The 13169-nt window shown below is 61.9% G+C and carries 15 protein-coding genes and 1 tRNA gene; 11 read left to right on the forward strand and 5 right to left on the reverse strand.

The window, feature by feature from the left end; all coding sequences use genetic code 11:
- The first annotated feature begins 11 nt into the window (after positions 1-11).
- The 3 genes from GGD57_RS00555 (at position 12) to hflX (ending at position 2632) form a co-directional block, all read left to right on the forward strand.
- Positions 12-875: a D-amino-acid transaminase gene (locus tag GGD57_RS00555; protein ID WP_184465870.1), complete on the forward strand. Its 864-nt coding sequence runs from the start codon at positions 12-14 to the stop codon at positions 873-875.
- Positions 876-986: 111 nt separating this feature from the next.
- Positions 987-1229 (forward strand): RNA chaperone Hfq, encoded by a 243-nt coding sequence (hfq, locus tag GGD57_RS00560; protein ID WP_003539403.1) that lies wholly within the window; start codon positions 987-989, stop codon positions 1227-1229.
- Positions 1230-1306: 77 nt separating this feature from the next.
- Positions 1307-2632, forward strand: coding sequence for a GTPase HflX (gene hflX / locus GGD57_RS00565; protein WP_184465872.1), 1326 nt, complete (start codon positions 1307-1309; stop codon positions 2630-2632).
- Positions 2633-2860: 228 nt separating this feature from the next.
- Here the strand turns inward: hflX and mazG are convergent, their stop codons facing one another.
- Together mazG and GGD57_RS00575 are read right to left on the reverse strand one after the other, a co-directional pair.
- Positions 2861-3700: a nucleoside triphosphate pyrophosphohydrolase gene (gene mazG / locus GGD57_RS00570; protein WP_184465874.1), complete on the reverse strand. Its 840-nt coding sequence runs from the start codon at positions 3698-3700 to the stop codon at positions 2861-2863.
- A 20-nt stretch (positions 3701-3720) separates the two neighbouring features.
- On the reverse strand, positions 3721-4308 hold the full coding sequence (locus tag GGD57_RS00575; protein ID WP_184465876.1) for a deaminase: 588 nt from the start codon (positions 4306-4308) through the stop codon (positions 3721-3723).
- 50 nt (positions 4309-4358) lie between these two features.
- On the opposite strand from GGD57_RS00575, the gene GGD57_RS00580 reads away from it, so the two are divergent.
- From GGD57_RS00580 to GGD57_RS00605, 6 genes are read left to right on the forward strand one after another with little or no spacing between them, the layout of a single operon-like run.
- Entirely contained in the window at positions 4359-4592 is a 234-nt protein-coding gene (locus GGD57_RS00580) for a hypothetical protein (RefSeq protein ID WP_184465879.1), read from the forward strand.
- A complete protein-coding gene (gene cysG / locus GGD57_RS00585) occupies positions 4576-6012 on the forward strand; it encodes a siroheme synthase CysG (protein ID WP_184466490.1) in 1437 nt (478 codons plus the stop codon). The genes GGD57_RS00580 and cysG overlap by 17 nt, the downstream gene beginning before the upstream one ends.
- Positions 6013-6014: 2 nt before the next feature.
- On the forward strand, positions 6015-6329 hold the full coding sequence (locus GGD57_RS00590) for a DUF2849 domain-containing protein (RefSeq protein ID WP_010014500.1): 315 nt from the start codon (positions 6015-6017) through the stop codon (positions 6327-6329).
- Positions 6330-6337: 8 nt separating this feature from the next.
- Entirely contained in the window at positions 6338-8008 is a 1671-nt protein-coding gene (locus tag GGD57_RS00595; RefSeq protein ID WP_184465881.1) for a nitrite/sulfite reductase, read from the forward strand.
- A gap of 10 nt (positions 8009-8018) precedes the next feature.
- A complete protein-coding gene (locus tag GGD57_RS00600) occupies positions 8019-8531 on the forward strand; it encodes a DUF934 domain-containing protein (RefSeq protein WP_184466492.1) in 513 nt (170 codons plus the stop codon).
- Between the two features lie 39 nt (positions 8532-8570).
- Positions 8571-9782 carry a UbiH/UbiF family hydroxylase gene (locus tag GGD57_RS00605; protein WP_184465883.1) on the forward strand — a complete coding sequence of 404 codons (1212 nt, stop codon included), beginning with the start codon at positions 8571-8573 and terminating at the stop codon, positions 9780-9782.
- On the opposite strand, the gene GGD57_RS00610 is transcribed toward GGD57_RS00605, so the two are convergent.
- Together GGD57_RS00610 and GGD57_RS00615 are read right to left on the reverse strand one after the other, a co-directional pair.
- Positions 9750-10712 carry an AEC family transporter gene (locus GGD57_RS00610; RefSeq protein ID WP_184465885.1) on the reverse strand — a complete coding sequence of 321 codons (963 nt, stop codon included), beginning with the start codon at positions 10710-10712 and terminating at the stop codon, positions 9750-9752. The genes GGD57_RS00605 and GGD57_RS00610 overlap by 33 nt on opposite strands.
- Before the next feature lie 45 nt (positions 10713-10757).
- Positions 10758-11507 (reverse strand): cytochrome c biogenesis protein CcdA, encoded by a 750-nt coding sequence (locus GGD57_RS00615; protein WP_184465887.1) that lies wholly within the window; start codon positions 11505-11507, stop codon positions 10758-10760.
- A gap of 210 nt (positions 11508-11717) precedes the next feature.
- Between GGD57_RS00615 and GGD57_RS00620 the strand changes: the two genes are divergently transcribed.
- Positions 11718-11793 (forward strand) — tRNA-Lys (locus GGD57_RS00620).
- Between the two features lie 165 nt (positions 11794-11958).
- Here the strand turns inward: GGD57_RS00620 and GGD57_RS00625 are convergent.
- Positions 11959-12702: a hypothetical protein gene (locus GGD57_RS00625; RefSeq protein WP_184465889.1), complete on the reverse strand. Its 744-nt coding sequence runs from the start codon at positions 12700-12702 to the stop codon at positions 11959-11961.
- Between the two features lie 206 nt (positions 12703-12908).
- Here GGD57_RS00625 and GGD57_RS00630 point away from each other — a divergent pair, with 206 nt between their 5' ends.
- Entirely contained in the window at positions 12909-13112 is a 204-nt protein-coding gene (locus tag GGD57_RS00630; protein WP_184465891.1) for a CsbD family protein, read from the forward strand.
- The last annotated feature ends 57 nt before the right edge of the window (positions 13113-13169 follow it).

Here is a 13169-nt window from a genome sequence, read left to right on the forward strand (position 1 = left end):
CCAGGTTTCCCATGCCGAGAATTGCCTATGTCAATGGCCGTTACGTCAAGCATTCCGATGCGAGCGTCCATATCGAGGATCGCGGTTACCAGTTCGCCGACGGCGTCTATGAGGTCTGCGAGGTCCGCCACGGCTATATCGTCGATCTCACCCGCCATCTGAACCGCCTCGACCGTTCGCTCGGTGAACTTCGCATCGCCTGGCCGATGAGCCGGGCGGCGCTGACGCAGGTCATTCGCCAGACGCTGCGCCGCAACCATGTCCGCAACGGGCTCTTCTACATGCAGGTGACGCGCGGGGTCGCGCGGCGCGATCATGTCTTCCCGGCCGAGGGCACGCCGCCGTCGCTCGTTATCACCGCCAAGAGCACCGATCCCAAAATCATCGCCGCCAAGAACGCCAACGGCATCCGGGCGATCACGGTTACCGACAATCGCTGGGACCGCGTCGACATCAAATCCGTCGGCCTGCTGCCGAATGCCATGGCCCGCCAGCAGGCCAAGGAGGCCGGCGCCCAGGAGGCGATCTATGTCGACGTCGACGGCATGGTGAAGGAGGGGGCGGCGACCAATATCTGGATCGTCGATCCCGATGGAATGCTGGTGACCCGCCCGGCCGAACACGGCATCCTTCGCGGCATTACCCGCACCACGCTGATCGATGTCGCAGCCAAGCTGGGCCTCAAGATCACCGAGCGAAACTTCTCGGTTTCCGAGATGCTCGCGGCCCGCGAGGTCTTCCTGACCGCAGCCACAAGTATTTGTTTTCCGGTCGTTTCCGTCGACGGCCATGCTATCGCCAACGGCCATCCCGGCAGTGTTTCGCAGAAAATCCGCGAGGCCTTTTTCGACGTTGCGGAAAAGATTGCGATTTGATACCAAGATTTGCTGGACAGGTGGAATGAGGGTGCCGCCGGTCTTGCATGGAGAGATTGATTGATAGTCTACCGGCCAGATTGGGTCGGCAATAAAGAAAGAAGCGGCGCGATGGCGGAACGTTCTCAGAATCTGCAGGACTTATTTCTCAATACTGTCCGCAAGCAAAAGATTTCCCTGACAATCTTTTTGATCAACGGCGTGAAACTCACGGGCGTTGTTACGTCTTTTGACAATTTCTGTGTTCTTCTTCGCCGTGACGGCCATTCGCAGCTCGTGTATAAGCATGCGATCTCGACGATCATGCCGGGCCAGCCCATGCAGATGTTCGAGAGCGAAGAAGCAGCGTCCTAACAGGATCAGCCGTCATTTCGACACGCGATACCAAGAACGATTCGATCATCCCTGAGGCCGCCAAGCACAGGGACGACATGCGCGCGACTGTCGTCGTGCCGGTGCTGAAGTCGCGCAGTCGCGGCGGTCAGACCGAATCGGCCTCGACCCGCACGCCGGAAAGCCGGCTCGAAGAGGCGACGGGCCTTGCCCAGGCGATCGACCTCGATGTCGTCAACGGCCAGATCGTGCCGGTCAACGATCCGAGGCCGGCAACGCTGCTCGGCACCGGCAAGATCGAGGAGATCAAGGCGCTGCTCAATGAGCGCGATTCCGGTCTCGTCATCGTCGATCATCCGCTGACGCCGGTGCAGCAGCGGAATCTCGAAAAGGAATGGAACGCCAAGGTCATCGACCGGACGGGCCTGATCCTCGAAATCTTCGGCCGCCGCGCCTCCACCAAGGAAGGCACGCTGCAGGTCGATCTCGCCCATCTGAATTACCAGAAGGGCCGGCTGGTCCGCAGCTGGACCCACCTTGAACGCCAGCGCGGCGGCGGCGGTTTCATGGGCGGCCCCGGCGAAACCCAGATCGAAGCCGACCGGCGGCTGCTGCAGGACCGCATCATCAAGCTCGAACGCGAGCTGGAACAGGTCGTGCGCACCCGCCAGCTGCATCGCGCCAAACGCCGCAAGGTGCCGCACCCGATCGTGGCGCTGGTCGGCTATACCAATGCCGGCAAGTCGACGCTGTTCAACCGCATCACCGGCGCCGGCGTGCTGGCCGAAGACATGCTCTTTGCCACGCTCGACCCGACGCTGCGCCGCATGAAGCTCCCGCATGGCCGTACTGTCATCCTGTCTGACACCGTCGGCTTCATCTCCGATCTGCCGACCCATCTGGTCGCCGCCTTCCGCGCGACGCTGGAGGAGGTGCTGGAAGCCGATCTGATCCTGCATGTCCGCGACATGTCCGATGCCGACAACCAGGCCCAGAGCTCCGACGTGATGCGCATCCTTGGTGATCTCGGCATCGACGAGGCCGAAGCGGAGAAGCGGCTGATCGAGGTCTGGAACAAGATCGACCGGCTGGAGCCCGAAATGCACGACGCCATGGTGCAGAAATCATCAGGCGCCAGCAACGTGGTGGCGGTTTCCGCCGTCAGCGGCGAGGGCGTCGACACGCTGATGGACGAAATCAGCCGCAGACTGTCGGGCGTCGTGACCGAAACGACCATCCGCCTTCCCGTCGACAAGCTGGCTCTGCTGCCTTGGCTCTACGACCATGCCATCGTCGACGCCCGCGAGGACAATGAAGACGGCTCGATCACGCTCGATCTGCGGCTGTCGGAAACCGAAGCCGCCGAACTCGAACGCCGTATCGGCAATGGGCCGAAGGCTGCGAAAGAGGATTGGGAGCGGTAATCTTGCTCCCTCTTCTCCCCAGCGGGGAGAAGATGCCCGTAGGGCGGATGAGGGGGCCGCACGGCGCACCCTTCATTGCCCTTCGCTTGCGCTCAGCGCATTCGCTCCTGTCGTCGCTCACCCCCTCATCTGCCTGCCGGCATCTTCTCCCCGCTGGGGAGAAGGGAGATGTGGCAACGCTGTGCGCGGCAGGCCGCCAGGTTGGCTTCTCGCCAAACTCGGCCTGACCTACTCAGCTACGAGGGCTCTTTCGATCGCCTTGGCCGCCTGCCAGATTTCTTCCATCCGCTCCAGCGTCGCATCCTCAAGCGTCTCGCCTTCTGCATCAAGAACATTCTCGATGTGATTGAATCGACGCCGAAACTTCGTATTCGTTCCACGCAGTGAATCTTCCGGGTCTGCCTTCACATGCCGGCCGATATTGACGACCGCGAAGATCAAATCGCCGAGTTCGTCGCTGACCTTCGCCCGGTCGCCGTCTCTCAGCGCCGCCCGCAATTCGCCGATCTCTTCCTCGATCTTGTCGAGGATCGGCTCAGGTGCTGACCAATCGAAGCCGACCTTGGCGGCGCGTTCCTGCAGCTTCAGCGCTTCCGTCAGGGCAGGAAAGCTGCGCTGCACCGAGCCGAGGAAGCCGTTCTTGAAATCCTCGGTGATCCCCCGCCGCGCCCGGCGCTCGGTGCGCTCGCGTTTTTCCGCCTGCTTGATCTCGTCCCACTGGATCTTCACCGCATCGGGCGTGTCAGCTTCCGAGCGGGCAAAAACATGCGGGTGGCGGCGGATCATCTTGGTGGTGATGGCGTTGACCACGTCGCCGAAGGAGAATTCGCCGGCCTCCTCGGCCATGCGGGCATGAAAGACCACCTGCAGCAAGAGGTCGCCGAGCTCATCGCAGAGATCGTCCATGTCGCCGCGCTCGATCGCGTCGGAGACCTCATAGGCCTCCTCGATCGTATAGGGCTTGATCGTCTCGAAGTTCTGCTCGATGTCCCAGGGGCAGCCGGTCTCGGGATGGCGCAGCGCCGCCATGATCTCGATCAGCCGTGAAATGTCTTTGGAAGGTTCCATGGTGCCTCGGTTCAGGGGCCTTAATTGAGTGGGATGTCGTTGGCGCTCTTCGATGACTGGTAGCTGGAAGACAGCGCGTCGTAGCGCGCCTTGATGCGGGCGGTCTGCGCCTTCAGCGCCGTTTTCAGGGAAGCCTCTTCGGTCTCGACGAGATCGGCGATGGCAAAACTGTTCCAGAAGGCGTTTTGCCTGCGATAACCGCCCGGTTCAAGCCCGAAGACCTCCTTCAGGATCTTCAGGTCGTGCGGAATGGCGAAGGCATCGCGGGAATCCTCGTGACTGAAGAAATAGTAGAAATTGTCGAAGCCCGCCCAGGTGATCGCCGACATGCACATGGTGCAGGGTTCGTGCGTCGACAGGAAGATCAGATCCTTGGTTTGCGGCTTGTCGCCAAGCTCGTAGAACCGCTTCAGCGTATGCACCTCGCCGTGCCAGAGTGGGTTCTCGAGTTCGTTGTTGGTCTCCGCGACGACCAGCGAAAGATCGGATTTGCGCAGGATCGCCGCACCGAACACCTTGTTGCCAAGCGAAACGCCGTGCTCCGTCAGCGGCAGGATATCGTCTTCCATGACCGAAAGCAGGCGGGAGGCGATGGTCTTGTCAGGCATTGGCATCTCCGGTTTTCCCCGCAGTCTATCGTCTTGGCGGCGAGAGTGAAATGCGCCAAACGCCGGTGGACGCCGTTTGTCACAGGCTTTACAGTGCGCTGCAGCAAATGCGCTCACCTGTGCTGTTTCGGTCAGCATGGGTGACTTTTCTCAAATCATTGATGACGCGAGCAAAAGAATACGCGCATGCTGGAGCTTTCGAATTTCTGTTCCTTCAATCGCTTGTCGATCAAGGGCATATTCTGGCAACTTCGAAGTGGAATGATGATGCCTTCCAAGACTGAACAGCTTTCGGTATTTCCCGCCTTCTTTCGCGTGGAAGGCCAGAAGACGGCTGTCTTCGGCAATGGCGACGAAGCTTTCGCCAAGGTGCGGCTGCTGCTCAACACGCGGGCGCGGATTGTCGCCTATGCCGACCGGCCGGAAGCCGACTATCATGCCTTCCTGATCGCCAACCGTATCGAAACCGTGCGCGCGGGCTTTTCCGCCGAGCAGGTCGCGGGGGCAGCACTCGTCTTTGCGGCCACCGGCAATGACGCCGACGACCGCGATATCGTCGATGCTGCCCGTGCTGCCGGAATTCCGGCCAATGCCGTCGATCAGCCCGATTACTGCGATTTCTTCACGCCGGCGCTGGTCAATCGTGCGCCTGTCGCTGTCGCGATCGGCACCGAAGGGGCGGGACCGGTTCTGGCCCAGATGATCCGTGCGCAGATCGATCAGCTGCTTTCGCCTTCGCTCGGACGGCTCGCCGGCCTGGCGACGAGCTACCGCAAATCGGTCGAGCAACTGGTTCCCCGCGGTGTTTCCCGCCGCGTCTTCTGGCGCCGCTTCTTTTCGGGCCCCGTCGCCGATGCTGTCGCCAACGGCAACCTGCCGCAGGCCCAGCACGCTGCCGACCGGCTGCTGCAGTCCATGGATCGGGTCGCCGGCCATGTCTGGCTCGTCGGGGCCGGTCCGGGTGCCGAGGATCTGCTGACGCTGCGCGCCCAGCGCGTGATGATGGAAGCCGACGTCATCGTCTATGATGCGCTCGTACCGCAAGCGATCGTCGATATGGGCCGCCGCGATGCCGAGCGGCTTTCCGTCGGCAAGCGCAAGGGCTGTCATTCGAAGTCCCAGGAAGAGATCAACGAGCTGCTCGTCGATCTCGGCCGCCAGGGCAAACGCGTCGTGCGGCTCAAGTCAGGCGATCCGCTGGTCTATGGCCGGGCAGGGGAAGAAATGGCGGCCTTGCGCGCGGCCGGCATCACCTATGAGGTCGTGCCCGGCATCACCTCGGCTTTCGCCGCCGCTGCCGATTTCGAGCTGCCGCTGACGTTGCGCGGCGTTGCCTCCTCGCTGGTCTTCACGACAGGCCATGATCTCACCGGCGACGTGCTGCCCGATTGGGCAAGCCTTGCCGTTTCCGGCGCGACGATCGCTGTCTATATGGGCCGCACGGTTGCCGCCTCCGTCGCCGAGCGGCTGATGCAGGCTGGCATTCCCGCCGAAACCACCGTCGCCGTCATCGAGAATGCCAGCCGCGCCGAGCGCCGCCTGTTGCATGGCACGCTTGCCGATCTGCCCGATCTGCAGCACCGCGACGAGCTGACCGGGCCTGTCATGGTCATTATCGGCGATGCGGTCGCCGGCGCCAATTTTGAACTGTCCGAGCCGCTGGTGCGTGCGAACGCCCGGCTCGAGGAACTTGCAAGGAGCTGAATATGGGTGACAAGGTTCTGACGGCCAACCGGCTGACGGATGGCATTGCCGTCTGGCTGGATGCGAACGGGAAGTGGTCCACCTCGCTGCAGGAGGCGCTTGTCGCCCGCCACAACGAAGCCGTCGAAGCGCTGGAGGCGATCGGCAAAAAATCCTATGCCGACAACGAGGTCGTTGACGTCGCCGTCGTCGACGTTCAGGAAACCAACGGCATTCTCTGGCCGTTGCGCCTTCGCGAGCGCATTCGTGCCCAGGGCCCGACCATGGAATATGCACCGGGCTACGCTCCCGCCGATCCCGAATTCATTGCAGTCTGAGGAAGACGATGTACCGTTACGACGAATTTGACCATGCCTTTGTCACCGAGCGCGTCGAGCAGTTTCGCGATCAGGTTCAGCGCCGCCTTGCCGGCGAGCTGGCCGAGGATGCATTCAAGCCGCTGCGCCTGATGAACGGCGTCTACCTGCAGCTGCATGCCTATATGCTGCGCATCGCCATTCCCTATGGCACGCTGAGCGCGCGCCAGATGCGCATGCTCGCCCATATCGCCCGCACCTATGATCGCGGTTACGGCCACTTCACCACGCGCCAGAACCTGCAGTTCAACTGGCCGAAACTGTCGGACATTCCCGATGCGCTCGCCGATCTGGCAAGCGTCGAGATGCATGCGCTGCAGACCTCGGGCAACTGCATCAGAAACGTGACGGCCGATCACTTTGCCGGCGCTGCCGCCGACGAGGTCGCCGATCCCAGACCCTATGCCGAAATCCTGCGCCAGTGGTCGTCGGTCCACCCCGAATTCTCCTTCCTGCCGCGCAAGTTCAAGATCGCCGTCACCGGCGCCGAGCGCGACCGCGCCGCGATCCAGGTCCATGATATCGGCCTGCACCTGAAGACGAACGACAAGGGCGAGATCGGTTTTGCCGTCTATGTCGGCGGCGGCCAGGGCCGTACGCCGATGATCGCCAAGCTGATCCGTGACTTCCTGCCCGAGGAAGACCTGCTCTCCTACACCACCGCGATCGTGCGCGTGTACAATCTGCACGGCCGCCGCGACAACAAGTACAAGGCGCGCATCAAGATCCTCGTGCACGAAACCGGCGCCGAGGAACTGACGCGCCAGGTGGAGGCCGAATTTGCTGCGCTGAAGAATACCGAGCTGAAGCTGCCGGCTGCCGATGTCGAGGCGATCTCCGCCTATTTTGCGCTGCCGGCTCTGCCTCAGCGCGCCGAGGGCTGGGAAAACCTCGCCCGCTGGAAGAAGGCCGATGACGGCTTCGCCCGCTGGGTGCAGCAGAACGTGCAGCCGCACAAGAACCCCGATTACGGCATGGTGACGATCTCGCTGAAGCCGATCGGCGGCATTCCGGGCGACGCCACCGATGCGCAGATGGATGCGATCGCCGATCTCGCCGAGGAATATGCCTTTGACGAAATCCGCGTCAGCCATGAGCAGAATCTGATCCTGCCGCATGTGGCGCTGGCCGATCTCGAAGCGGTCTATCGCGGGCTCGTCGCCATCAATCTGGCCGAAGCCAATGCCGGCCTGATCACCGATATCATTGCCTGTCCGGGGCTGGACTATTGCGCGCTCGCCAATGCGCGCTCCATTCCCCTGGCGCAGGAAATCTCCCGCCGCTTCGGCGCTGCCGAACGCCAGGCCGAGATCGGCGAGCTGAAGATCAAGATCTCCGGCTGCATCAATGCCTGCGGTCACCACCATGTCGGCCATATCGGCCTGCTGGGTGTGGAGAAGAAGGGTGCCGAACTCTACCAGATCACGCTCGGCGGTTCCGGCGACGAACATACCTCGATCGGCGAGATCATCGGCCGCGGCTTCGAGCCGGACCGGGTGACGGATGCGATCGAGACGATCGTCGACACCTATCTTGGCCTGCGCCTCGATCAATCCGAAACCTTCCTTGCCGCCTATCGCCGTGTCGGACCGCAGCCTTTCAAGACCGCGCTCTACGGCTCGGCTGCGGAAGCGGCATAAGGAGGCGATGATGACCAAGATCTGGAGAGAAACCGGTTTCGTCGAAAACGATCCCTGGGTTGTTGAAACCGACGAGGTGAAGGCGACCGACGCACAGAAGCCGCTGCTCAGCCTCGACGAGCTGATCGCCAGGGCCGATGGAAGCAACGATGTCGGCCTCGGCGTGCTGATCAAGCCGGCCGACGACGTGCGCCGGCTGGAACCCTATCTCGATCGCCTTGAAATCGTTGCTGTCGCCTTTCCGGCCTTCAACGACGGCCGCGCCTTCAGCCATGCCTCGCTGCTGCGTCAGCGCCTTGGCTACACCAACGAGCTGCGCGCCGTCGGCGACGTGCTGATCGATCAGGTGCCGCTGATGCTGCGTGTCGGCATCGACAGCTTTTCCGTGACCAACGCCACGGCGCTGAAGCGGCTTTCCGAAAACCGTCTTCCCGCCATTCCCCATCATTATCAGCCGGCGGTGCGTGACGCCGAAGCCGGCAAGGGCTATAGTTGGCGCCGTCAGGCGAAGCCGGCCGCATAAGCGGCCGGTCCGCCCTTTTACGATGGCGGAATGGATAGCATGAAGACATTCGAAGTGGCGGTGATCGGTGGTGGTCTCGCCGGCATGATCGCTGCAATCGCGCTGGCGCGCGGCGGCCGCAACGTGGCGCTGGTGGCGCCCGTTGCCGCAAGGGAAGACCGGCGCACCACGGCGCTGATGGATCAATCTATCCGCTTCCTCGATCGCCTGACGCTCTGGGAAAAGCTGCGCCCGGCGGCAGCACCCCTGACCAGCATGCGCATCATCGACGGCACCGACCGGCTGCTGCGCGCGCCCACCACGACCTTCCGCGCGGCCGAAGTCGGCCTCGATGCCTTCGGCTACAATTTTCCCAACAAGGTGCTGACCGAGATCCTCGAAGCAGCGGCGGCCGGCGAGGGCAATATCACCCGCTTCACCGATATGGCCGAATCGATCGAGATATCGGCCGAAGCGGTTTCGATCACCCTTGCCGGCGGTGAAACGCTCTCGGCCGATTTTGCCGTCGGCGCCGACGGCCGCGGCTCGAAGCTGCGCGAGACGGCTGGCATCGACACCCGCAAATGGTCCTATCCGCAATCGGCCATGGTGCTGAACTTCGCCCATTCCCTGCCGCATCAGAATATCTCGACGGAATTCCACACCAAACATGGCCCCTTCACTCAGGTGCCGCTGCCGGGGAACCGCTCCAGTCTCGTCTGGGTGCAGGATCCCGCTGAGGCTGCGAGCCGTGTGGAACTGCCGCTTGCCGAACTTGGGCTTCGTGTCGAAGCGCAGATGCAGTCCATGCTCGGTAAGGTCGATATCGAGGAGGGCGTTCAGGTCTGGCCACTCTCCGGCATGATGGCGCATCGTTTCGGCAAGGGACGAATCGCGCTGATCGGCGAGGCCGCCCATGTCTTCCCGCCGATCGGGGCACAGGGGCTGAATCTGAGCCTGCGCGATATCATGGCGCTTGCCGATATCCTCTGCGACCGGGCGGAACTGCCGGTGCCGGCCGATGCCGGCGACAGTTTCGAGCGCCGGCGCCGCGCCGACATCATGACGCGCACGGCGAGCGTCGATCTTCTCAACCGCTCGCTGCTCTCGGATTTCCTCCCCGTGCAGATGCTGCGCGCTGCCGGCCTGCATATCCTCTCGGCCATTCCGCCGCTGCGCAGCATCGTCATGCGCGAAGGCATCGAGCCCGGCCGCGGCTTCCGCGATATCCCCGATGCCCTACGGGAAAAGCTGAAGCGGAAGAAGGCCTGAGCGGATCGCGATCAGCCAGAGCGAAACGCTCGCCACCGAAAGCACCGTCGTGATCAGGATCGTCGCCGAGGCGCGCTCCTGCCACACGCCATATTGCTGACCGATGACGAAGACATTGGTCGCCGTCGGCAGTGAGGCGAGCAGCACGGCCGCCTGGATCCACACCGGCTCGAAACCGCCGACCGCAGTCAGCGCCAGGAAAACCGCGATCGGATGCAGAATGAGCTTCGCCGGCACGATGTAGCCGATCTCGGCCGGCACCCGTTTCAGCGGCCGGAGCGCCAGCGTCACGCCCATGGCAAAAAGGGCGCAGGGAGCGGCGGCCTGGGCGAGATAATCGACGAGGCGCTGAAACGCCAGCGGCTGATCGATATCGAGGGCGGCGACCGCAAAGCCAGCCGCCGTCGATAGAATGAAGGGATGCAGCGCCACCTTGCGGGCGATATCGGCGGCCAGCCGCCCGGCCGAGCGTTTGTCGTCACCGGCCGCCGCCATCAGCGCCGGCGCGACGATGAAATGCAGGGCATTCTCGAAGCAGATGACCAGCGCCACCGGCACGGCCGCACCTTCGCCGAGCGCAAGCAGCGCCAGCCCTGGTCCCATATAACCGATATTGCCATAGGCGCCGGCAAAGGACTGGATGGTGCAGTCGGCAAGCGAATTGCCGCGCAGCACGCGGCCGATGACGAACAGCAGGATGAAGACCGCATAGGTCGCCGCGATATCGGTGACGATGAAGTCAATGCGCGTCAGCTCTTCGATCGGCGTACGCGAGACGAGCTTGAAGAACAAAGCGGGCAGGGCGGCATAGATGATGAAGGTGTTCAGCCAGCCGAGCGCTTCGGCCGGCTGCTTCGTCGCCTTGGCGGCGACAAAACCGATCAGAATCAGGCCGAAGAACGGCAGGAGCAGGCTGACGATATCGGCCAAGGGTCTTCCAATGCGCGGGGTATGGTCGGCGGGGTAAGAGCTGGTTTAGCCGATTTGCATCAGAATCGGAAAGGTCTGCTGGAACCAGATTGCCACGTCACTGACCCAGCCGAACAGGAAGGCGAGGCCGGTGAGGATGAGGAAGACGCCCATCACCTTTTCCACAGTGCCGAGATGGCGGCGGAAGCGCGACAGGAAACGCATGAAGGCGCCGGAAAAGCCGGCGGCGATCCAGAAGGGAATGGCGAGACCCAGCGAATAGACGGCGAGCAGCCCGGCGCCGGAGCCGACCGTCTCACGCGAGGCCGCAACGCCGAGGATGGCGCCGAGCACCGGGCCGATGCAGGGTGTCCAGCCGAAGGCGAAGGCAAGGCCCATGACATAGGCCCCCGTCAGCGTCGCCGGCTTGCCGCCGCCCTGGAAACGCGCCTCGCGAGCCAGCAGGCCTATCCGGAAGAGGCCGAGGAAATTCAGCCCCATGACGATGATGATCAGCCCGCCGAGCTTGGAAAGAAGATCGAGATGCTGGCGAAGCGCCATGCCGATGCCGGAGGCGCCGGCGCCAAGCGCCACGAAGACGGTGGCAAAGCCGAGCGTGAAAAGCAGCGCCGAGAACAGCACGCCGCGCCTGACATCGGGCGCCACCACAACCGCGGAGCCGCCGCGGAACTGCTCGACCGAGATGCCGGCCATATAACAGAGATAGGGCGGGACGAGGGGAAGCACGCAGGGCGAAAGAAAGGAAAGCGCCCCAGCTATGAGCGCGCTCCACAGGGAAATATCGGCAATCGACACGCATTCTCTCCGGCTGCAATCTGCGCCCTGTTCCTAGCTTTGCAGGCCCCTGATTGCCAATCACCTTTTTGCGCTCGCAGGTAATATGCCTCGCTCTCGGCAAGAAATGTGCCGAACGTTTGAAAAAGCCGAATTTTTCGGTTGACCGCAATGGGTCGCCTGCCTATGTTCCGCCCACTTCCGGCCGGGGTGGTCACACCCACGGAGAGGGAGAGCGTAGCTCAGCCGGTAGAGCAACTGACTTTTAATCAGTAGGTCTCGGGTTCGAACCCCGACGCTCTCACCATAAAAATTTTTTGATCACTATGTTGGCGCAACGCGAGCTTTTGTTCTGGGCTCGTGTGACGCAGTGACCCTTTTCGGTTCACTCTGAGATTGAGCAGCGATTGACTAATTATTTCCCGTGTAGCGGGTGCGTCGCTCCCGAGAGCAACGGACAGAACGTCGACTGTTAACGATTAAGCTCGTCGAAAAAAGCGAGGATTGGCTCACAATCAGCGCGAAGAGTGAGTCCGTTTTGCGAACGGTCGGAAACGGGGACGAAGCTCTGGGCGAAGTAGGACCAGTTGTAGAACTGGTCCCCACCACCCTTTCTGACCACGAGCACCGCGTGAAACGCGAACTGGTAGTCGGTCGAACCACCGCCATTCGTAAACGGTGTCTGCATCCTCAAACCCGCCAATTCAGCCCGTTGGGTGACTGTCTTGTATCGCCCGAGATAATCTTTGGGCACCTGCACGCAATAGGGATGTGAACCGGCGACCGCGAGTGCACGCCACTCCACAATCCTGACATTGAGGGCGGACCAAAGAAATAGGCCGGCGATAGGTCCAGCAACCGACGACACCACCGCCATGTGTAGTAGTTTGACCGTCCTCGGGCTATCGATGCGGCCTGGCGCGAGCGCAAGGATCGGCAGATCGATCAGCGCAGCCAGCAATGTAAACAGTCCGATGGCGAGATCAAACTGATGAGTCACCAATACCACTAGACCAACAACCAGACTCACCCCGAAGTGCACAGCGACGGCTCGCTTCATTAAGCGAGAAGCCGGTTGATCCAGAATAAGTGCACCGGCCGAAATGGCAAAAGCCATAAGCGGACCCGAAAACCACAACAAACACATAAGGACAGTGGTGAGGTCCCAACTGTAGTAGGCGATCGGGTGGATTGACCATAGAAAAATTCCTGCCATCAAAGAGCACCAGCCGCAGAGCAGGATTATGCGGAATATAGGCAATGGTCTCGACACAGAGGATGCGGTCATGTTTCTTTGATCAGGTGCTATAGCTCGCATCCAAGTCCTTGGCGACTACCCATACGCGGAAATCCGCCGAGACTCCGGAACCAATTTCCCCTACGCCCCGTTCTCTCCTCACAAACAAACAGGAGAAATCGATCATGGATTGGAATCGCGTCGAAGGAAACTGGAAGCAGGCGAAGGGCAAGATCAAAGAGCAGTGGGGCAAACTCACGGACGATGATCTCGACCAGATCGCCGGCAAGCGCGACCAGCTGGAAGGCAAGATCCAGGAGCGCTATGGCATCGAAAGGGATCGTATTCGACGCGACGTCGATGACTGGTACGGTCGCCAGACTTGGTAATGCCCTGAGCAAAATCCCGGTGAAAGCCGGGTTTTTGTTGCCGCCGCGATTTTCTTC

This window comes from Rhizobium esperanzae, from assembly GCF_014197615.1.
In the GTDB taxonomy this organism is placed as follows: Bacteria; Pseudomonadota; Alphaproteobacteria; order Rhizobiales; family Rhizobiaceae; genus Rhizobium; species Rhizobium esperanzae_A.